Annotated in this window: 19 protein-coding genes; 12 read left to right on the forward strand and 7 right to left on the reverse strand. The window is 62.1% G+C overall.

Annotated elements, in window-relative coordinates:
• Nucleotides 1-123: 123 nt before the first annotated feature.
• The 7 genes from LQK84_RS14985 (at nucleotide 124) to LQK84_RS15015 (ending at nucleotide 8292) form a co-directional block, all read left to right on the forward strand.
• The gene (locus LQK84_RS14985; protein WP_269072089.1) at nucleotides 124-1155 is read left to right on the forward strand and encodes a Gfo/Idh/MocA family protein; all 1032 of its coding nucleotides are present in this window, start codon (nucleotides 124-126) and stop codon (nucleotides 1153-1155) included.
• Nucleotides 1156-1169: 14 nt separating this feature from the next.
• Nucleotides 1170-2102 (forward strand): sugar phosphate isomerase/epimerase family protein, encoded by a 933-nt coding sequence (locus LQK84_RS14990; RefSeq protein ID WP_230829536.1) that lies wholly within the window; start codon nucleotides 1170-1172, stop codon nucleotides 2100-2102.
• A 55-nt stretch (nucleotides 2103-2157) separates the two neighbouring features.
• Nucleotides 2158-3366 (forward strand): ABC transporter substrate-binding protein, encoded by a 1209-nt coding sequence (locus LQK84_RS14995; RefSeq protein ID WP_230829537.1) that lies wholly within the window; start codon nucleotides 2158-2160, stop codon nucleotides 3364-3366.
• A gap of 114 nt (nucleotides 3367-3480) precedes the next feature.
• Nucleotides 3481-4383 (forward strand): carbohydrate ABC transporter permease, encoded by a 903-nt coding sequence (locus LQK84_RS15000; RefSeq protein ID WP_230829538.1) that lies wholly within the window; start codon nucleotides 3481-3483, stop codon nucleotides 4381-4383.
• A complete protein-coding gene (locus tag LQK84_RS15005; RefSeq protein WP_230829539.1) occupies nucleotides 4373-5203 on the forward strand; it encodes a carbohydrate ABC transporter permease in 831 nt (276 codons plus the stop codon). The genes LQK84_RS15000 and LQK84_RS15005 overlap by 11 nt, the downstream gene beginning before the upstream one ends.
• On the forward strand, nucleotides 5200-6282 hold the full coding sequence (locus LQK84_RS15010) for an ABC transporter ATP-binding protein (RefSeq protein ID WP_230829540.1): 1083 nt from the start codon (nucleotides 5200-5202) through the stop codon (nucleotides 6280-6282). The genes LQK84_RS15005 and LQK84_RS15010 overlap by 4 nt, the downstream gene beginning before the upstream one ends.
• A 153-nt stretch (nucleotides 6283-6435) precedes the next feature.
• Nucleotides 6436-8292, forward strand: a complete 1857-nt coding sequence (locus LQK84_RS15015) for a DEAD/DEAH box helicase (RefSeq protein WP_230829541.1) — start codon at nucleotides 6436-6438, stop codon at nucleotides 8290-8292.
• Between the two features lie 56 nt (nucleotides 8293-8348).
• Here the strand turns inward: LQK84_RS15015 and LQK84_RS15020 are convergent, their stop codons facing one another.
• Nucleotides 8349-9260 (reverse strand): LysR family transcriptional regulator, encoded by a 912-nt coding sequence (locus tag LQK84_RS15020; protein WP_230829542.1) that lies wholly within the window; start codon nucleotides 9258-9260, stop codon nucleotides 8349-8351.
• Between the two features lie 105 nt (nucleotides 9261-9365).
• Between LQK84_RS15020 and LQK84_RS15025 the strand changes: the two genes are divergently transcribed.
• From LQK84_RS15025 to LQK84_RS15040, 4 genes are all read left to right on the forward strand, one after another.
• Nucleotides 9366-9695, forward strand: a complete 330-nt coding sequence (locus LQK84_RS15025; protein WP_230829543.1) for a nuclear transport factor 2 family protein — start codon at nucleotides 9366-9368, stop codon at nucleotides 9693-9695.
• Nucleotides 9692-10474: an SDR family oxidoreductase gene (locus tag LQK84_RS15030; protein ID WP_230829544.1), complete on the forward strand. Its 783-nt coding sequence runs from the start codon at nucleotides 9692-9694 to the stop codon at nucleotides 10472-10474. Before LQK84_RS15025 ends, LQK84_RS15030 begins: the two co-directional genes overlap by 4 nt.
• Nucleotides 10475-10735: 261 nt before the next feature.
• A complete protein-coding gene (locus LQK84_RS15035; protein ID WP_112693966.1) occupies nucleotides 10736-11026 on the forward strand; it encodes a GIY-YIG nuclease family protein in 291 nt (96 codons plus the stop codon).
• A 285-nt stretch (nucleotides 11027-11311) separates the two neighbouring features.
• Nucleotides 11312-12124: a hypothetical protein gene (locus tag LQK84_RS15040; RefSeq protein ID WP_230829545.1), complete on the forward strand. Its 813-nt coding sequence runs from the start codon at nucleotides 11312-11314 to the stop codon at nucleotides 12122-12124.
• A gap of 64 nt (nucleotides 12125-12188) precedes the next feature.
• On the opposite strand, the gene LQK84_RS15045 is transcribed toward LQK84_RS15040, so the two are convergent.
• Nucleotides 12189-13799: a cisplatin damage response ATP-dependent DNA ligase gene (locus LQK84_RS15045; RefSeq protein ID WP_230829546.1), complete on the reverse strand. Its 1611-nt coding sequence runs from the start codon at nucleotides 13797-13799 to the stop codon at nucleotides 12189-12191.
• Nucleotides 13799-14809: a ligase-associated DNA damage response exonuclease gene (locus LQK84_RS15050; RefSeq protein WP_230829547.1), complete on the reverse strand. Its 1011-nt coding sequence runs from the start codon at nucleotides 14807-14809 to the stop codon at nucleotides 13799-13801. The genes LQK84_RS15045 and LQK84_RS15050 overlap by 1 nt, the downstream gene beginning before the upstream one ends.
• A gap of 261 nt (nucleotides 14810-15070) precedes the next feature.
• Here LQK84_RS15050 and LQK84_RS15055 point away from each other — a divergent pair, with 261 nt between their 5' ends.
• On the forward strand, nucleotides 15071-15652 hold the full coding sequence (locus LQK84_RS15055) for a hypothetical protein (RefSeq protein ID WP_230829548.1): 582 nt from the start codon (nucleotides 15071-15073) through the stop codon (nucleotides 15650-15652).
• Nucleotides 15653-15706: 54 nt separating this feature from the next.
• On the opposite strand, the gene LQK84_RS15060 is transcribed toward LQK84_RS15055, so the two are convergent.
• The 4 genes from LQK84_RS15060 to LQK84_RS15075 all read right to left on the reverse strand — a co-directional run bounded on the left by LQK84_RS15060 (nucleotide 15707) and on the right by LQK84_RS15075 (nucleotide 20536).
• Nucleotides 15707-16420: an ABC transporter ATP-binding protein gene (locus LQK84_RS15060; protein WP_230829549.1), complete on the reverse strand. Its 714-nt coding sequence runs from the start codon at nucleotides 16418-16420 to the stop codon at nucleotides 15707-15709.
• Nucleotides 16417-18231 (reverse strand): branched-chain amino acid ABC transporter ATP-binding protein/permease, encoded by a 1815-nt coding sequence (locus LQK84_RS15065; protein WP_230829550.1) that lies wholly within the window; start codon nucleotides 18229-18231, stop codon nucleotides 16417-16419. Before LQK84_RS15065 ends, LQK84_RS15060 begins: the two co-directional genes overlap by 4 nt.
• A gap of 3 nt (nucleotides 18232-18234) precedes the next feature.
• Complete coding sequence (locus tag LQK84_RS15070; protein WP_230829551.1) at nucleotides 18235-19266, reverse strand: branched-chain amino acid ABC transporter permease; 1032 nt, start codon at nucleotides 19264-19266, stop codon at nucleotides 18235-18237.
• Nucleotides 19267-19387: 121 nt separating this feature from the next.
• Complete coding sequence (locus LQK84_RS15075; RefSeq protein ID WP_230829552.1) at nucleotides 19388-20536, reverse strand: ABC transporter substrate-binding protein; 1149 nt, start codon at nucleotides 20534-20536, stop codon at nucleotides 19388-19390.
• Between the last annotated feature and the right edge of the window lie 154 nt (nucleotides 20537-20690).

Genomic DNA, 20690 nt, shown 5'->3' on the forward strand with positions numbered 1-20690 from the left:
ACGCATGCCTCGTAAACGTTTCCAAGATTTTCTTGACACGTCTCAAGACCCATGGCAACTTTCGTAAACGTTTACAAAACGGCCGCGACAGAGGAAACGCGGTGCTCTGGGAGGAGATCTGGTATGCTGACCGCCGTCATGGCGGGGTGCGGAGCTATGTCTGATGGCTGGCTCACCGCGCTTCGTGAAATTCCGTATCTGAAAGACAATATGCGTCTCGTCGGCATGGTCGATCTCGACCCCGAAGTGGCGGTGCGCCGCGCCGAAAAGCATGGGCTCGCCGGCTTGTCGATCAGCGCCGACCTCCCCGACATGCTTGCCGACCTGAAGCCCGATCTTCTCTTCGATCTCGTCGTTCCCCCGGCCCGCTTCGCCGTCGTCGAGGCCGGCCTTGCCGCCGGCTGCCATGTCCTGTCGGAAAAGCCGATGGCCAATACGCTCGATGAGGCGAAGGCGCTCGTCGGGCTCGCCTCAAAGTCCGGCAAACTTCATGCCGTCATCCAGAACCGCCGCTTTCTCGCCGGCATCCGCCGCGTCAAGGCGCTGATCGAGGCCGGCACGCTCGGCGACCTGACGGCCGTCCATGTCGATTTCTTCATCGGCGCCCATTTCGGCGGCTTCCGCGATGCGATGGACCATGTGCTGCTTCTCGACATGGCGATCCATACATTCGATGCCGCACGCTACCTGATCAACCGCAAGCCTGTTTCCGTCTATTGCCGCGAGACCAATCCCAAGGGCTCCTGGTATGCCCATGGCGCGGCGGCTGACGCGCTCTTCGATTTTGAAGACGGCGTCGCCATGACCTATCGCGGCTCATGGTGCGCGGAAGGGGCGAATACCGCCTGGGAAAGCACATGGCGCATCATCGGCACGAAGGGCACCGTCCTCTGGAACGGCAATGAGGGCTTCGAGGCACACGTGGTCGCCGGCGAAGAAGGCTTTTTCCGGCCGCTCGAAGCCATCGACGTTCCGCCGCTCTCCGAACCGCTGATCGAGGGCCATGGCGGCGTGATTGCCGATTTCGTCCGCGCGGTCTTGAGCGGCAGCACGCCGCTCACCGTCGGCTCGGACAATATCCAGAGCCTCGCCATGGTGGCCGCCGCCATCGAGAGCGCGACCGCCGGCGAGAAGCGCCGCGTTGATTTGACTTGATAAAGGAACCTCCCATGACCAATCCCGCAAAATCGATCCGCATCGGCACCATGGTCGCAGCCCATGGCGGTCAGGCAGCCGAGCGCATCGCCGAGATCGCCGATCTCGGCTTCGAGAGCTTCGAGCCGTTCTTCTGGCAGACGACCAACGGGCAGAACCTTGCCGATCTCGGCAAGCGCTGCGTCGAGGCCATCGGCGACCGCGACATCACGATCTCGACGCTCGGCATGTTCGGCAATCCGCTGGAAGCCGACACGATGGATCTCGAAACGCTGCAGGGCTGGAAGGATTGCATCGACAATGCCCATCACTTCGGCGCCACCTGCGTCGCCGGCTTTACTGGCCGTGTCCGCAACAAGCCGCTGACGGACAGCCTGCCGCGCTATCGCGAGATCTGGAGCGAGCTTGCCAGGCGCGCCGCCGACAAGGGCGTGAAGATCGCCTTCGAAAACTGCGCCATGGACGGCAACTGGCAGACCGGCGACTGGAACATCGCGCATAACCCGGATGCCTGGGAGCTGATGTTCAACGAGACGCCGGACGACAATCTCGGCCTCGAATGGGAGCCCTGCCACCAGCTCGTCTATCTGATCGACCCGCTGCCGCAGATCCGCAAATGGGTACACAAGTTCTTCCACGTTCACGGCAAGGACGCCACCGTGCGCTGGGATGTGGTGCGCGAGCACGGCATTTTCGGCAAGCACCCCTTCGTCCTGATGCGCACGCCGGGCTTCGGCGACAGCAACTGGACCGACATCATCAGCGAGCTTCGCCTCGGCGGCTATCAGGGCGCGATCGACATCGAGGGCTGGCACGACCCGGTCTATCGCGATGCGCTGGAGATGACCGGCCAGGTTCGCGCGCTCAACTATCTGAAGGATTGCCGGGGCGGCGACTTCGTCGACATCACGGCGCAATATGAAGGCGGCGACCCGTCGCTTTTGTGAGGAGGAGACGCCGGTAGACCGGCAACATCGTCATCATGATCAAAGGAGGAGTATCATGAATATTGCAAAGCTGATGGGCGCTGTCGCGCTTGTAACGCTGTCGACGCCCGCCTGGGCGGAGCCTGTCACCATCAATCTCTGGACCGTCGACCGGCCCGGCGAATATCACTACAAGATGGCCGAGGAGTTTTCGGCCAAGAACCCGGACATCAAGGTCAATGTCCGCTCGGTCCAGTTCCCGGACATGGTCAACGAGCTGGCGAAGGCGATGGCGACCGGCGAAGCGCCGGATGTCACCTATATCGACAATCCGGACGTGGCGCTCTTTGCCTCGCGCAAACTGCTGCTCGACCTGAAGCCGATGGTCGACAAGAGCTCGGTCATCAAGCTCGACCAGATCTTCCCCGGCCCGCTCGCCTCGGTGAGCTACAAGGGCGGCATCTACGGCATTCCGCGTGGCGCCAACACGATCGCGCTCTACTACAATGCCGACCTGTTCAAGGCCGCCGGCCTTGATCCGGCCAAGCCGCCGAAGACCTGGGACGAGGTCTATGATGCCGCCAAGAAGCTGACGAACAAGGACAAGGGCGTCTACGGCCTCGCCTTCTCGGCAGCAGCGTCGGAAGAAGGCACCTTCCAGTTCCTGCCCTGGCTGCAGATGGCCGGCGGCGACTATAACAAGGTCAATGTTCCGGGCGGCGTTCAGGCGCTGGCGCTGTGGAAGAAGTTCATCGACGAGGGTCTGGCTTCCAAGGACACGCTGATCCGCGGCCAGTGGGATTCGACCGGCACGTTCAATGCGGGCAACGCCGCCATGGACATTTCCGGTCCCTGGGAACTGCCGCGCATGAGCAAGGATGCGAAGTTCGACTATCGCGTCGCCCTCCTTCCCGTGCCGAAGGACGGCGCACCGCGCGCGTCGGCTCTCGGTGAAGGCGACAACGTCATCGTCGCCAACTCCAAGCATCCGAAGGAAGCCTTCAAGTTCGTCGAATACATGTACGAGCAGATGCCGCGCGTGTGGAACGAATTCGGCTACATGCCGGCCTATCCGGTGAAGGTCGACAAGCCGAACTATCCGCAGGCTTATGAGGTCTTCAACGAGTCGATGAAGTTTGCGCGCAATCGCGGGCCGAGCCCGGATTGGGCGAAGGTCTCCAAGGCGATCCAGACGGCCATCCAGACCACGCTGACCGGCCAATCCTCCCCGGAAAATGCGTTGGCGGCGGCCCAGAAGTCCATCGATGGGGTTCTGAGCAAATAAGGCCTCCGTTGGTCACCTTGTGAAACGGCCGCGGGCAGGCGTCCCTTGCCCGCGGCCAGTTGAGACATCGCGAACAAGATGCTCATCTGGAATCCATGCATGCTGGGAGGCGAGATGTTACGTTTCAACCGTGTTTTCCGCGATGGCGGCGGCTTTGACAGCGCGCTGGTGCTGCTGGCGCTCGCCTATCTCGTCTTCTTTTCCGCCTTCCCGCTTATCTACAATCTGGTGATTTCCTTCCAGAGCGTCGATCTCTTCACGATCGCGACCTTCGACCGGCCCTTTGTCGGGCTCGAAAACTATCGCGACATCGTCAACGATCCGCTGTTCTGGCCGGTCGTACGCAACACCATCCTGTTCGTCGGCGTTTCGGTCGTCTTCCAGCTCGCGATTGGCCTGGCGCTGGCGCTCTTCTTCCGGCTCGATTTTCCGGGCGCGACCTGGCTGCGCGGCCTGTTTCTCGCCGGCTGGATCATGCCCGGCCTCGTCGTCGGCGCCATCTGGGGCTGGCTGCTTGCCGGCGATTTTGGGGTGGTGAACTGGCTCATCCAGTCGCTCGGGCTGACGCAGCAGAAGATCTTCTGGCTCTCCGATCCGTCGATCTCGATCTACTCGGTCATCATCGCCAATGTCTGGCTCGGCGTGCCCTTCAACATGATCCTGCTGTCTGTCGGCCTCGCCGCGATCCCGGCGGATGTCTACGAGGCGGCAGAACTGGATGGCGCGACGCGGCTGCAGCGCTTCTTCACCATCACGCTGCCGATGATGCGGGCGCAGCTTGGCGCCGTCATCTCGCTCGGCATCATCTTCACGCTCCAGCAGTTCGACCTTTTCGCAGCATTGACCCAAGGCGGGCCGTCGAATGCCTCCAACGTGTTGCAATACTGGTCCTGGGAGCTGGCCTTCCGCGAATACCGCATCGGCCATGGCTCGGTCGTCTCGGTCTTCATGATCCTCGTGGTGATCTTCGTCGCCACCGCTTATGTCCGCTCGACGAGGCACGAACATGTTGTCTAGCACCCCCTGGAAACGCTGGCTGCTGCTGGCCATCGCCGTCGTGCTTGTCGCGATCTACCTCTTCCCGCTCTACTGGATGTATGTGACGGCGCTGAAGACGAATACCGAAACGTTTGCCAACCCGCCGACGCTCTGGCCGCATCATGCCGAGCTGAAGGTGACGCGCGTCTGGAACGACATGGGCATGGGCTCCTTCATCCAGAACTCGCTCGTCATCGCCTGCGGCACCGTTACGCTTGTCGTGCTCTTCGGCACGGGCTGCGCCTATGGGCTTGCCCGGGTGCGCTCGGTCTGGATGGATGTGGCGCTGTTCCTCGTGCTCATGCTGCAGGTCCTGCCGGCGTCTCTGATGGTTACGCCGATCTTCGTCGCCTTCAGCCAGCTTGGGCTTCTCTCCTGGCCGCGCACGGGCACCATTCTTGCCACCGCTGCCAACAAGCTGCCGCTCTATATCGTGCTCGTGCGCGCCGCCTTCACGCAGGTGCCGCGCGAACTGGAAGAGGCAGCCCTTGTCGACGGCAACAGCCGCATCGGCGCGTTCCTCTCCATTTCCGTGCCGCTTGCCCGCAACGGCATTCTCGTCTCGGCGATCCTCATCTTCCTGCAGGCGCTGGGGGAATATGTCTATTCCCGCTCGCTGATCACCGATCGCGCCTATCAGCCCGCGACCGTCGGCCTGCAATTCTTCGTCGGACCGAATGCCTCCGACTGGACCGGCATCATGACCTTCGCGGCGATCTATGTGACGCCCATCCTCATAATCTTCGTCCTGCTTCAGCGCCGTATCGTCAGCGGCCTGACTTCCGGAGCGCTCAAATGACCTTGCAGATCGAACTTGCCGGCATCCAGAAATATTACGGCGGCTATCACGCGCTGCGCGGTATCGACATCGCCATCCCCAAGGGCCAGTTCGTGGCGCTTGTCGGTCCCTCCGGCTGCGGCAAGTCCACGCTTCTGCGCACCATTGCGGGGCTGGAGACGATCACCAGCGGCGCGATCCGCATCAAGGGCGAGGACATCACCCGCCAGCCGCCGCGGCTTCGCGACATCGCCATGGTGTTCCAGTCCTACGCGCTCTATCCGCATATGACGGTGGAAAAGAACCTCACCTATTCGCTCCGCCTCAAGGGCGTTCCGAAGGCGGAAGCCCGGCGAAAGGCCGAGGAAATTGCGGAGATCACGGGGCTTGGCCAGCTGCTCGACCGCTATCCGCGCGAACTCTCCGGCGGCCAGCGCCAGCGCGTCGCCATGGGCCGCGCCATCATCCGCAACCCAAAAGCCTTTCTCTTCGACGAACCCTTGTCGAACCTCGACGCAGCGCTGCGTGTCCACATGCGCGCCGAAGTCCGCAAGCTGCATAACAGCCTTGGCGCGACCTCCGTCTATGTCACCCATGACCAGATCGAGGCCATGACCATGGCCGACCATGTTGTCGTCATGCGCGCCGGTGTCATCGAACAGCAGGGCGCGCCGCTCGACCTCTACGACCGCCCCGTCAACCGCTTCGTCGCCGGCTTCATCGGCTCGCCGGCGATGAATTTCATCGATGGCATCGTGACTGAGGCAGGCGACCGCGTGCGCCTGACCCTCCCGGGCGATCCGATCGTCAGCTTTGCCGGCCACCGCCCCGCCGGCGAAGCCGTGACCGTTGGGCTCCGCCCGGAACATCTGAACGTGGTCTCCGAAACTCAGACCGGCAACACGTTGCGCCTGCCGGTTTCACTCGTCGAGCAGACCGGCTCGATGACCTATGTCGTCACCGAAACCGAGCCCATGCTGACCATTGCCGCCAATATGAGCCGGGCGATCCTGACGGCGAAAAGCATCGACGTGCAGATCGACCCCGGCCATGTCTACCTCTTCGACCGGACAAGTGAGGCGGCGCTGCAGAGCCTCTGAAACCGCAGCCGCGCGGTAACCTTGAAACGGCATCTCCGCATGCCGTTTTCCTCTGCCCTGTACATTTTGCCAAAGTGCAGGTAGAAGGCGCGCATGATTGATCCCGCAGCATGCGTTCCCGCATCAGCCGGTCCTGTTCCGAAAGATTTCCGCATGACCCTATTCGACGGCGTTGCGACGCCGCTTGGCAACGCGCTTCAAAAGCGCGGCTACAGCCAGTTGACACCTGTTCAGGAAGCAATGCTCGCTTCCGACCTGCAGGGCCGCGACGCCCTCGTTTCCGCCCGGACCGGCTCCGGCAAGACCGTTGCCTTCGGCATCTCCATCGCGCCCGACATCCTGGGCGAGAGCCGCCTCTTCGGCCCGGCGGAGGCGCCGCTTGCGCTCGCCATTGCGCCGACGCGCGAGCTTGCCGTCCAGGTCGCCAGTGAACTCGAATGGCTCTATGGCGAAACCGGTGCGGTGATTGCCACCTGCGTCGGCGGCATGGATACGCGGAAAGAACGCCGCGCGCTGGAGCGCGGATGCCATATCGTTGTCGGCACGCCGGGGCGTCTGCGCGACCATATCACCCGCAACGCGCTTGACCTCTCCAACCTCGCCGCCGTCGTGCTGGACGAGGCCGACGAGATGCTGGACCTCGGCTTCCGCGACGACCTCGAATTCATCCTCGGCACGTCGCCGACCGAACGCCGCACGCTGATGTTCTCGGCCACCGTGCCGAAGTCGATTGCGGCGCTCGCCAAGAGCTACCAGCGCGACGCGCTGCGCATCACCACGTCGGCAGAAGAAATGCAGCACACCGATATCGAATATCGCGCGCTGCTGTGCACCGGCCATGACCGCGAAAACGCCATTCTCAACACGCTGCGCTATTACGATGCGGCCAGCGCAATCGTCTTCTGCTCGACGCGCGCCGCTGTCGCGCATCTGACGGCGCGCTTTTCCAATCGCGGCTTCCCGGCCGTGTCGCTTTCGGGTGAACTCTCGCAGAGCGAACGCAGTCATGCGCTGCAGGCCATGCGCGACGGACGCGCCCGCGTCTGTATCGCGACTGACGTTGCCGCGCGCGGCATCGACCTGCCGAGCCTCGAACTCGTCGTCCATGCCGACCTGCCGACCAATGCCGAAACGCTGAAGCATCGCAGCGGCCGCACGGGTCGCGCCGGCCGCAAGGGCGTTTCCGCCCTCATCGTGCCGCTGGCCGCCCGCCGCAAGGCCGAGCGCCTGCTCGACGCCGCCGGTATCCAGGCCGAATGGGCCAACCCGCCGACTGCCGCCGCCATCCTGAAGCGCGACGACGAACGGCTCATCTCCGACCCGGAACTGAGCATTGCCGTCGACGCGGACGACCGCGAAATGATCGCAAGCCTCATCGAAGCGCATGGCGCCGAGAAGATCGCCGCCGCCTATATCCGCCATTTCCGCTCAACGCGCTTTGCGCCGGAAGACATCCAGGAAATGGCCGTCTACGCGCCGAAGACCCGCGAGGCCAGAGAAGGCACGCGTGAACGCCGCACGTCGGATTTCGAGGCGCAACCCGCCCGCGCCCGCGAAGACTTTGACGAAAGCGTCTGGTTCTCGCTCTCGGTCGGCCGCAAGCAGAATGCCGAGCCTCGCTGGCTCATCCCCATGCTCTGCCGCGCCGGCAATATCGGCAAGCGCGACATCGGCTCGATCAAGATGCAGCCCAGCGAAACCTATGTCGAGATCCACGCCAGCGCCGCCGATGGCTTCCTCGCCTCGCTCGGCCCGAAGATGATGATCGAAGACAAGCTTCGCGTCAAAAAACTCGACGCCCGCCCTGAAATGTCCCGCAGCGGCCCCCGCGAGGGCGGCCAACGCGATGAGCGCCCGCAAGGCGACTTCAAGAAGCCGGACTGGAAGAAAAAGGGCGACTATGCCGGCAAGAGCGAGGCCGGCGCCAAGCCCTACAAGGCGAAGAGCTTTGACGGCAAGCCGGGCGGCGGCAAGGGCGGCAAGCCGGACTGGAAGAAGAAGAAGGGGTGAGGCGTCAAAGCCTCGCTTGAAGGCCTATTGCCGGTTTCTGAAACCGTGCTGTCCTTCTATGCGCCTTGCATCGCAGCCCTTGCAAAATTCCGCGCCATCTCAATGAAGGCGCGGAATGCTGCGGCCTGGTTCCTGCCCCCGGGATAGTAGAGACAGAGCGGCACCGTTGGCGGGGTCCAGTCCTGCAAGACGCGCTCGAGCCGCCCGGCGGCCATGTCTTCGCGCACATCGGCTTCCATGAAGAAGCCGATCCCCATTCCATCGAGAACGGCGATCCGCGAGAGCGTGCCCTCATCAAGGGTAATCGGCCCTTCGACCTCGATCTGAACAGACTTTCCGTCCTTCTCAAAGTGCCAGCGATAGGGCGCGCCGTTTGGCAGCCGGATGCGGATGCATTTGTGGCCGAGAAGATCGGGCGGCACGCGCGGCCTTCCATGCGCCTCGAAATAGGACGGTGTCGCCACCACGGCGAGGCTGCGCGGCAGCCCGAGCGGAACCGCGATCATGTCGCTCGGCACCAGATCAGCCGCCCGAAGCCCCAGATCGAACCCTTCCGCAACGATATCGACGATACGCCCCTCGGTGACGAGATCGACATGGACTTGCGGATAGCGCCGCAGAAAGGCCAGCACCAGCGGCGCCAGGATCTCGCGGGCGCCGGAGGCAAAGGCGTTGATGCGCAAAGTCCCCGATGGCGTGTCCTGTTGCGAACGGGCGGTTGCCATTGCGTGCTGAATGTCACGCAGCGCGGGCGATACCTGCTCGACGAAGGTTCTGCCGGCATCGGTCAACGAGACGCTGCGCGTGGTGCGGTTGAACAGCCGTATGCCGAGCTGCCGTTCGACCTTGCCGATCAGATTGCTGAGCGCGGTCGTTGACAGGCCGAGTTCCGTTGCCGCGGCGCGGAAGGAGCCCCGCGCGGCAATCACCAGCACCGCCTCGAGTTCGATGAGACCTTGTCGCGACATTATCCTGATTTTCGCAATATTAGATCCATCTTTGTCCCACTTATCGCAACGGGTGTCCAGCCTTAGATTGTCGTCATTGAACAACACCAGACATGGAGACGTGACATGGACATGCAGCTACCCAAGGCGATTTCCGCCTATTTCCAGGCCGACCAGAACACCGATGCCACCGCAATTGCCGAATGCTTCAGCGACGACGCGGTCGTGACCGACGAACAGAATGTGTACCGGGGACGGGACGCGATCCGCCGCTGGAAAGATGAATCCTCGGCAAAATTCTCCTACACGGTCGAGCCTTTCGCGATTGCCGACGACGGACACCGCACCGTCGTCACAAGCCACCTCGTCGGCGACTTCCCCGGCAGCCCGATCGACCTTCGCTATTTCTTCGTCCTCAAAGGCGACAAGATTGCTGAACTGGAGATCATCCTGTGATCCCCTTCATCAATCTTGAGGGCAAGCGCGCGCTCGTCACTTCGGGCACGCGCGGCGGCGGGGCCGCAACAGCGAGACTGTTGCGCGACCTCGGGGCCACCGTGCTGACCACCGCGCGGAACCGGCCGGAGGTGCCTGAAGACGGCATCGACTTCGTCGCCACAGACCTGACATCCCCTGAAGGCTGCGCCACGCTGGCGGAGGCCGTCCGCGATCGTCTCGGTGGCGTGGACATTGTCGTGCATATGCTCGGCGGCTCGTCGTCGCCCGCCGGCGGGTTCGCCGCACTCGGGGACGCGGATTGGATGCGCGAGCTCAACCTCAACCTGATGCCGGCCGTGCGGCTCGACCGCGCCCTCCTGCCCGACATGATCGCCCGTGGCCACGGCGTCATCATCCATGTCTCGTCCATCCAGCGGATCATGCCGCTGCCGGAGGCAACGACCGCCTATGCGGCGGCAAAGGCAGCGCTGTCCACCTACAGCAAGGCCCTGTCGAAAGAGGTGTCGCCCAAGGGCATCCGCGTCGTCCGCGTCGCGCCCGGCTGGATCGAAACCGAGGCGGCCATCCGCTTCGCCGAACGGCTCGGAACCGAAGCCGGCGGCGATATCGAAGAAGGCAAGCGCATCATCATGGCCTCCCTCGGCGGCATCCCCCTCGGCCGCCCCTCCACACCACAAGAGATCGCCAACCTCATCGCCTTCCTCGCCTCCGACCGCGCGGGGAGTATTACGGGTTCGGAGTTTGTCATTGATGGGGGGACGGTGCCGACGGTTTGAGAAGGCGAGGCTGGGGTATTTGGGGTCAGTCCGACGAAGCAGTTTGCGCCGCGAGCAACCCCATTCTCCGTCATACCGGCCTTGCGCCGGTATCCAGCCACGGCGCGTCTGCGCCGTGAAAGGACTCTTTCGCGATCACGGACGTGATCGCACTGGATGCCGGATCGAGTCCGGCATGACGGAGAGAATGGGAAGCCGTCGCGGCCAGACAGCCTTCGTCAGCGTGTTGCACCAAAATGCAACCTGAATTACAACCATAGCATGAAAGGCTATGTGTATATCCTCGCCTCGAAACGCAACGGAACGCTCTACACCGGCGTCACCAGCGACCTGCCGCGCCGACTCTACGAACACCAGAACAATGTGACACCAGGATTCACCTCGACCTATGGTGTGAAGACATTGGTCTGGTTCGAGGAATTCGATCTCGTGACCGATGCAATTGCGCGCGAGAAAGCGATCAAGAACTGGCCGCGCAAATGGAAGCTGGAACTGATCGAGGCGATGAACCCGGATTGGGAGGATATCGCGCATTATCTGCTGTTGTTGTGAGAGCCATACCACACCCGGAACGGCCAATGTGTCGTTTGGCGCTCCCCCGCACTCCGTCATCCCGGACTCGATCCGGGATCCAGCCAGCCTGCGTCTGCAGGCTGAAAGGACTCATCAACGTGCGTGCTTCGTAAGAAGAGTCTTCCGCGCGATGGACATCGCGCACTGGATGCCGGATCAAGTCCGGCATGACGGAGGATTATGTAAATGGAACCGCGATACAGGTTGCACCTTTACACCCTGAGACTGTAGGTTGACGAGACTGTGTCACCTACCGGGTATTTGATGATGAGCAAAGAACCAGAATTTGGGCAGAAATTCTCCAAAATCTATCTTGTACCGGCAGAGCTACTGCAAGATAGCACTCGTATGAGACGAAGAATTGGAGCGGTTGTTTTTGATCACGCTGGAAATGTAAGAGATTTACTTAACCGTGAAATCGGAACCGCACTTGATGCAGGCGGGTCCGCACTTGCTGACTACTGGCCTTCGGCATTCACAAGAATTGAGCTTAGGGACGTGCTCGACGCAATAACTATCATCGCCAAGCGATTGGATAACAGAGTCCGTTTTTTGAGAGAGGTTGAGCGAATATTCGATGAAGAACAAGTCCGCTATACGCTTGACCACCTCGGAGGTGTTCACTTCAGAGTGGATGCGGAATTCGAACGCTCTCGTACCTCAACAATAGGCACTCTGGTAGGTTCAAGATACGATGGGGTCAAAGATCAAATCGACCGCACATTCAGAGCTCTCGACAGTGTCCCACCTGATGGAAAGTTAGCCATCCGATCCGCGTTTTTTGCCACTGAAGGATTGTTCAGGTTGATGTTCCCTAACGCACACCAACTGAGCTCAAGCGAGATAGCTAAACATCTTAAGCCAATAATCGATCAGCGATTTTCTGGGACGCGCCCAGCTTTACAAGTTGTGCTGAAGCAATTGGAAGCCTTTAAGGACTGGATCGATGGCGCTCATTTCTATAGGCATGAGCCCGGATCGGAAGAGCCTACACAACCACCGCTCGACTTGGCGATTTTAATGGTGTCCCAGGCAACAGCTTACATCAGGTGGCTTCAACAGTTTGATCAGAACTAGATTCTATGTTTTCCGCATTCACAAAGGTCGTTGAACTGTGAGGCCGCAAGGCACTGATTTTTCCTCACCTCTCCCCCACCAACCCCATCAGCGTCTCCAGCCGATCCGCCTCGATCGGCGGCTTGTCCAGCCTCAGCCGTGCGATCCGCGGAAACCGCATCGCCACCCCCGACTTGTGCCGGTTTGACAGCGCAATCCCCTCAAAGGCCACCTCCAGCACGAAGCCCTTCTCCGCCTCGGCGCGCACGGCTCGGACCGGGCCGAAGCGGTCTGTCGTGTTGTTGCGAACGAATTTGTCGAGCACTTCCAGTTCCTCGTCGGTGAAGCCGAAATAGGCCTTGCCGACGGGGACGAGAACTTCTTCGCCGGGTGGGCCGGTCCAGACGCCGAAGGTGAAGTCGGAATAATAGCTGGAGCGTTTGCCGTGGCCGCGCTGGGCATACATCATCACCGCGTCGATGAGATAGGGGTCGCGCTTCCACTTGAACCATTCGCCCTTGACGCGGCCGGCCTGATAGGCGCTTTCGCGGCGCTTGATCATGACGCCTTCGATGACCGGATCGGGCGGATCGAGGCGGAGCTTTTCCAGGCTCTCCCAGCTGTCGAAACCGACGGTCGGCGAGAGGTCGAAACGGTCATGGGCGGCGCGCTCGATAAGGTCGCCGAGCCGCGCGCGGCGCAGCTCCAACCCCTCGCCGCGCACATCCTTCTCGCCCTCGAAAAGGAGATCGTATGCACGGATGAAGGCGGGATAATCGCGCAGATGCGCCGGCGTCACCGTCTTGCGGTTCAGCCGCTGTTGCAGGTCGGAAAAGGTCTGCGTTGGCGAATTGGTGCGCGCCGTGCCGCCGATCAGCAATTCGCCATCGATGACGCCCTCGAAATCCACCGCCTCCAGCACATCCGGGAAAGTCTCGGAAATATCGTCGCCGCTGCGCGAATAGAGTTTCTTGCGGTCGCCCGACGCGGAGAGCTGCACGCGGATGCCATCCCATTTCCATTCGGCCAGATAATCGGCCGGGTCCATTTTCTTCAGATCCTCGTCGCCAACGGGATGGGCCAGCATGACGGAATGGAAGATGGCGGGTGTCGCGAGCATGGGTTTGGCCGCCCGGCCTTCCAGCCAGGCGAAGAGATCAACGTAAGGCGGGGCCAACCCATGCCACAGCGTTTCAATCTCGGTAATGTCGATGCCGCTCATCTGGGCAAGCGTCTGCTTGGCAAGCCGCGCGGAGACGCCGATGCGCAAATTGCCCATGGCGAGCTTCAGGAAGGCATAGCGGCCGCTGGCATCCAGCCGGTCGAGCAGCGCGCGCAGATGCGTGCGGATATTGCTGCGGCTCAAGCCGTTCAGCTCCTCGACGACGGCGCTGAGGCGCGGCGGTTCCGGTTTTTCGCCCGGGGGAGCCTGCCAGACCAGCGACACGGTCTCCGCGAGATCGCCTACATAATCATAGGAATAGCGGAAAAGCTCCGGGTCCATCTGTTCCAGCACCAGCTGGCGGATCAGCGCTGGCTTGACGAGATGGATGTCGAGCGTGCCGGTGAGCGCGGCGAGCGCATAGCCGCGATCCGGGTCCGGCGTGGTGGCGAAATAGTCGGCCAGAAGCGTAAGCTTGCCATTACGCTGCGGCGTCAGCACGAGACGGTCGAGAAGATTGGCAAAGGCTTCCATCAATCGCCCTCGTCTTCATAGCCAACGAGATGCAGCGGCTTGGCGGCGATGCCGTTCAGCGAACACCAGCGCACCAGCGCCTCCTCGCGTCCATGCGTCACCCAGACCTCCTGCGGGCCGATCTCGCGGATCGTCGCCGTCAACTCGTCCCAGTCGCAATGGTCGGAAATGATGAGCGGCAGTTCGACGCCACGCTGGCGCACCCGCTGCCGCACCATCATCCAGCCGGAGGCAAAGCCGATCAGCGGCTCGGCAAAGCGCCGCGCCCAGCGATCGGAAAAGGAGGATGGCGGGCCGATGACCACCGCGCCGCGATAATCCGCGCGCTCGGATTTTTCAACCGTCGCGGGCCGCAGATCGCCGAGATCGATCCCTTCGCTCTGATAATAACGGCAGAGCTTGTCGAGCGAACCGTGAATGTAGATCGGCGCGTCATAGCCCTTTCGGCGCAGCAGCGCGATCACCCGCTGCGCCTTGCCGAGCGCATAGGCGCCGATCATATGGGTGCGCTCGGGGAAGAGTTTCAGCGATGCGATCAGCTTGCCCATTTCCTTGTCGGGATCGGGATGGCGAAATACGGGAAGCCCAAAGGTCGCCTCGGTGATGAAGACATCGCAGGCGATCGGCTCGAACGCCTCCGCCGTCGGGTCCGGCGAGCGCTTGTAGTCGCCGGAGACAACAATGCGCGTGCCGTCCATCTCGACAGCGATCTGCGCCGAGCCCAGCACATGGCCGGCGGGGTGAAAGCTGACGGTCACGCCATTGATATTGATGGTCTCGCCGAAGGCTGCGGCCTGTTCGGACCCGCAGAAATCCGCTCCATAGCGCAGTGCCATGATATCGAGCGTGCGCCGCGTGGCGAGCACCGCGCCGTGTCCGGGCCGCGCATGGTCGGAATGGCCGTGGGTGATCAGCGCCCGCTCGACCGGCCGCACGGGGTCAATGTAAAAACCGCCGGGCCGGCAATAAAGCCCTTCCGGTCTCGGGCTCAGAAGTTGCTCGGCATCCATGGGGTGATGGGACCTCATCAAGGGGCGGTGTGACATGATCAACGCCCATATGTTGCTTGGGTTCCGGAAGAATTCAAGGTTGGGCAGTGAGGTATACGGCAACGGCGGCCTCACGGTTTGCGCAACCGGGAGCACCGCAGCTGGCAGGAAAATCAAGGAGCGCCGTGACCATCGCTTCAATTACGTGATGTTTCGAGATAGTCTTCCGGATACTTGGAGTGCTGTTCTCTCCAAGTCCTTTTTTGAAGCACAATCCCGTCGATGCTCGTTTCACGCCAGACGGATTATGCTTCCAGTATAAAAGCTGTAAAACGTAGAAATGGGTTGATTTTCGTGAGAGCTTTACCTTTGTGCCTTGCCTGCATTTATCTATTCTTGGGTGTCAGCAATGCGCGGGCTGACGATTGGCCGTCCGATCGTCAAAAAATAGAAACACTCTTGGCTGGGCGCGATTGTGCAAGCGCCTGGAAGACGCTCTGGCCGTGGGCGAGGACCGGCAATAAAGACGCGTTGAATATGATTGCCGATGGCATGTTCGTGCATGGAATGGCGGTGCCGGGCATTTCCGACGCGATTTCAAGATTGCGATATGTCAATCTGTTCAGCATTTACGGCCTGCAAAGCAAGCGATCCTTTGCCTATAAATGGGTCTCGAATATGTACGAAATCAAGTATTTTACACCTTCGTTCCAGACTTGCGTCAAGGAAGCGAAGACACTCTCCAAATGCGCCCAGATTGCAATCGACGATAGAGTTTTACCGGAGTTTAAGCAGTTCGTCAGAGAGGTTGATTTTCTGTCCGAAGGCAAGAATTCCAAATGCTCACTTCAAGAGCTCCGCTGACATACTCCAGGTCACGAAACACGGCGAGACCGGGTCGATCGGATTCCGCCTCATTCAATGCAGCCCGAGATAGCTCCGTTCAATCTGCGGATCATTCGCGAGATCCGCAGCCTTGCCGCTCATGGTGATTTCGCCGAGTTCCATCACATAGGCGCGGTCGGCGGCATTCAGCGCGGCGCGGGCGTTCTGCTCGACCAGCAGAATGGCGACGCCGCTTTTGCGTAGATCCTCGATGATGGTGAAGATGTCGGCGACGATGCGCGGCGCGAGGCCGAGACTCGGCTCGTCCAGCATCAGCACTTTCGGCCCGGCCATCAGCGCCCGGCCCATGGCCAGCATCTGGCGTTCGCCGCCTGACATGGTGCCCGCCTCCTGGCGGCGGCGTTCCTTCAGGCGCGGGAAGCGGTCGAAGACGCCCGCCATGCGCGCCTGCGCCTCGCGCTCGGAAAAGCGCACGGCGCCGAGGCGTAAGTTATCCTCGACACTCATGGAGGAGAAAAGCTCGCGCCGTTCGGAGACGAGCGAAAGCCCCGCCGCCACGCGGTCCTCGACCTCCAGCCGGCCGATGGAGGCGCCATCGAATGTCTGCTCGCCCACCGCCGGCAGGATGCCCATGGCGGCGTTGAGAAGCGTCGACTTGCCTGCACCATTGGCACCGATGACGGTGACAATTTCGCCGGCAAAGACTTCCAGCGACACGCCACGCACGGCCTCGACCTTGCCATAGGACACCGAGAGGTTGGAAAGGGACAGAAGTGGTTTCGTCATGCCTCGGCCCCTCCGGAAACGGCGTCTGACCTCTTGGCGGGTTCGGCAGCACCGCCGAGATAGGCTTCCAGCACGGCCGGATGCTTGCGGATCACATCCGGCGGACCTTCGGCGATCTTGGTGCCGAAATCGAGCACGACGATATGGTCGGTCAATCCCATGACGAAGCCCATATCGTGTTCGACCAGCAGCAGGCTCATGCCTTCGGCGCGCAACTGGCTCAAGAGTTCCGAAAGCTGGCCCTTCTCGAAATGGCGCAGGCCCGCCGCCGGTTCGTCCAACAGCAGCAGCGAGGGGTTCATGGTAAGAGCGCGGGCGATTTCGACAATGCGCTGCTGGCCGAGCGCAAGACTGCCGGCGGGCTTGTGCATATGTTCGGAAAGACCTACGCGCTCGATCTGGCGCGCTGCTTCGGCAAAGAGCGATGCTTCCTCGCGCCGGTCGGCCCGGACAAGAGCCGAAAGGAAACCCTTGCGGCCACGCAAATGACCGCCAAGCGCCACGTTTTCCAGAACAGACATATCCGGCAACAGCTTCACATGCTGGAAGGTGCGGGCAATGCCGAGGCCGGCGATGCGGCGCTGACCGATGCCGGAGATCACCTGGCCGGCAAAGCTCACCGAGCCGGAGCTGAGGCTGAGCACGCCGGTGATCAGATTGAAGGTCGTGCTCTTGCCGGCCCCGTTCGGGCCGATCAGGGCGACGATTTCACCCGCCTTGACGCCGAAGTTGACACCGTTGACGGCTGTCAACCCGCCGAACTTTTTGGTGGCGTCGGTAACCTTCAGGATCTGCTCGCCACGCGCCGTCGGCATGTCGCGCCCGGCCAGCGTGTCGGCATGGACAGGCACGGGGCGCGGCTTCGGTTCCGGCAACAGGCGCTGCACCAGCGGCCAGAGGCCATCCGGCGCGACCTGCAGGAGAATAATCAGGAGCACGCCGAAGACGATCGGCTCATAAAGCGCGCTGTCGCTGAGAAGCGCCGGCATGACGCGCTGGATGACGTCGCGCAGTTCGGTGATGATGAAGGCGCCTGCTATCGCCCCCCAGACCTGCCCTGCACCGCCGACGACCGCCATGAAGAGATAGCTGATGCCGGAATTGAGATTGAACGGGCTCGGCGTCACCGCACTCTGGAAGAAGGCATAGAGCCAGCCGGAAAGGCCGGCGAGAACCGCCGCGTAAACGAAGACCGTGAGCTTGGCGTAGCTTGCCGAAATGCCGAAGGATTCCGCCATGGTCGAGCCGCGGCGGAGCGACCGGATGGCGCGGCCGACGCGGCTGTCGAGAAGGTTGAGCGTGGCAATGCCGCTCAGCAGCAGCGCACCCCAGATGACGGCATGCAGCCTTGCCGGCTCATGAAAGCTGAACCCGCCAACGGTGAGCGCCGGGATCGAGCTGATACCGTCATGCCGGCCCAGCAACTCAAGCTGGCCGAACAGATAGTAGAGCGCCAGCCCCCAGGCGATCGTGCCAAGCGGCAGGTAGTGGCCGGCCAGACGCACGGTGACGAAGCCGAGGAAGAAGGCGGCGAAGGCCGAAACGGCAAGCGCCACCGGCAGCGTTGCCAGCGGGCTCCATCCATAATGCGTGGTGAGCACGGCGGCCGAATAGGCGCCGAAGCCCGCCAAGGCGGCCTGCCCGAAGGACGTGAGGCCACCCACACCGGTCAGCACGACAAGCCCGATAGCCACAATGGCGGCCAGACCGATATTGTCGAGCAGGATGATCCAGAAGGGCGGGAAGCCCGGCAGGAAGGGCGCGAGAATGACGACGAAAGCGAAGAGGCAAAGGGCGATACGATTGGTCATGGCTCAGTCCTCATCCTCTGTGTGCTTGCCGGTAAACGACCGAACCAGAAGGACCGGGATCAGCAGCGTGAAGACGATGACTTCCTTGTAGTCGCTGGCAAAGAAGGAGGAGAAGCTTTCAATGAGCCCCACGGTGATGGCGGCGGCGGCCGTCAGCGGGTAGCTGGCCAGCCCGCCGATGATGGCGGCGACGAAACCCTTGAGGCCGATGACGAAGCCGGTGTCGTAGTAGATCGTGGTCATCGGCGCCAGAAGCACGCCGGAGACGGCGCCAATGCCGGCGGCAAGCGCCAGCGCGACCTTGCCGGTGCCCTTGGTGCGGATGCCGACGAGGCGCGCGCCCAGCCGGTTGACGGCGGTGGCCCGCAGCGCCTTACCCTGCACGGTGCGCTCGAAGAACCAGTAGAGCCCGGCAATCAGCAGCAGGGTCGCTGCATAGACGGCGATGTTCTGGCCGCTGACCGGCAGGGGGCCGAGATCGACCGAGAAATCGGTGAGTGCATCGGCACGCAGGCCTTCCGCGCCGAAGAAGACGAGGCCGAGCCCCGTCAGCGCCAGATGCGTGCCGACGGCGGCAATCAGCAGGACGAGAACGCTGCGATCGGCGAGCGGCTGGAAGGCGATGCGATAGAGATGCGGCCCGAGCGCGGAAACGATGGCCACCGTCAGGACGAGGCTTGCGATGGTGGAGACACCGGCCAGCTCGCGGGCAGCAAAGAGGAGCGCCAGCGGCACGACGATCTTCTCGATCCCCTGGCGGATCAGAAATCCGCCGGTGATGCGGCTGCGCTCGGCATAGAGATCGAAGAGAAGCGCGATGAGCGCAAAGATCGGCAGCAGATAGGCCGTGCCCGGCACATGGCCGGCCTGCAACATGGCATAGGTCAGCGCGCCATAAGCGACGAATTCGCCCTGCGGGATGAAGATGATGCGCGTCACCGCGAAGACAAGCACCAGCGCGAAGCCCAGAAGGGCATAGATCGCGCCATTGGTGACACCGTCCTGCACCAGAAAGAGCAGAATCGTCAGATCCAAGTTTTGTCTCCTCTGGACGCAGGTTTAGAGAAGCCGCAGTCTGCAGCCTGACATGATTGACTGTTTTGGGAAAGGGACCCGGCGCGGGGCCGGGTCCGATTTCGACACGATGCGGTTCGGCTTACTTGATCAGCTCGAACTTGCCGTCCTTGACCGTCAGCATGATGCGGGCGCGTTCATCGACGCCGTAACGATCCGTGGCGGTGAAGTTGTAGACACCCTGCGAGGCGCCGATATCCTTCTCGGTGACGAGCGCATCGGCAATCGCTTCGCGGAATTCCGGCGTACCGGGCTTGGCCTTCTTCAGCGCCACCGGAATGACGCGCTTCAGCACCTCGAACGCATCCCACGGATGGCCGGCGAACTGGTTGCGCGGGCCGAACTTCGGCTCATAGGCCTGAACCAGCGCGAGGCCGGGAGCCTTGGTGAGCGCGCTGTCGGGCTGGCCTTCCGGCAGCATGTCGGGGCCGGAAGCCATGATCACGCCTTCGGCAGCCTTGCCGGCAATGCGGATGAAGTCCTGCGACACCGCACCATGCGTCTGGTAGATCGGGCCCTTGTAGCCGCGTTCGCGCAGCGTGGCCTGCGGCAGGGCTGCCCCCGTGCCGGAAGCGGCAACAAGAACGGCGTCCGGCTTGGCAGCCACCAGCTTCAGCACCTGGCCGGTGACGGAGGTGTCGGCGCGGGCATAGCGCTCGTCGGCAACCAGCTTCAGACCATACTTGTCGGCGGCGGCCTTGAACTGGCCGAGCCAGAGATCGCCCCAGCTGTCGGAGAAGCCGATCATGCCGACCGTCTTCACGTTGTTCTTCTTCATGTGGTCGAAGAGACCGGCGGCCATCAGCGGCACCGGCTGCGGCATGACCACCGTGTAGCGTTCCTTGCCGGCAGTGATCGGCATCGGGCCGAGGCCGAAATGCGGAACCTTGGCATCGAAGGCGACCGCCGAAACGGCAATCGTCGGCGGCGTGGTCGAGGATCCGAGGATCACGTCGACCTTGTCATCGTTGATGAGACGCTTGGCGTTGGTGGTCGCCTGTGTCGGGTCGCCGGCGTCGTCCAGAACGATGAGCTTGACCTTGAGGCCGCCGATTTCGGTCGGAACCAGGGTCAGCGCGTTCTTTTCCGGAATGCCGAGCGCAGCGGCCGGACCCGTGGTCGACAGGGTCGCGCCAACCGTGAGAACACCGTCCTCAGCCTTGACGCTCGCATTCGAGACGGCCAGTGCAGCGACGCAGGCTGCGGCCAATAATGAGAATTTGTATTTCATGGAACTCCTCCCGTGACTTCCGATTGAAATGCCCGTCCTGGAAAATGAGTTCAAACGCGACCGCGCGCGGTCATCGCCTTGCTGCCATGTCCCCTCCGGACATGACACCCCCTCCCCCGACGGAAACCGTCAGATGATTATGTTATATAACTTG

Origin of the sequence: Rhizobium sp. C4 (assembly GCF_021026315.1) — a bacterium.
GTDB lineage: Bacteria > Pseudomonadota > Alphaproteobacteria > Rhizobiales > Rhizobiaceae > Ensifer_A.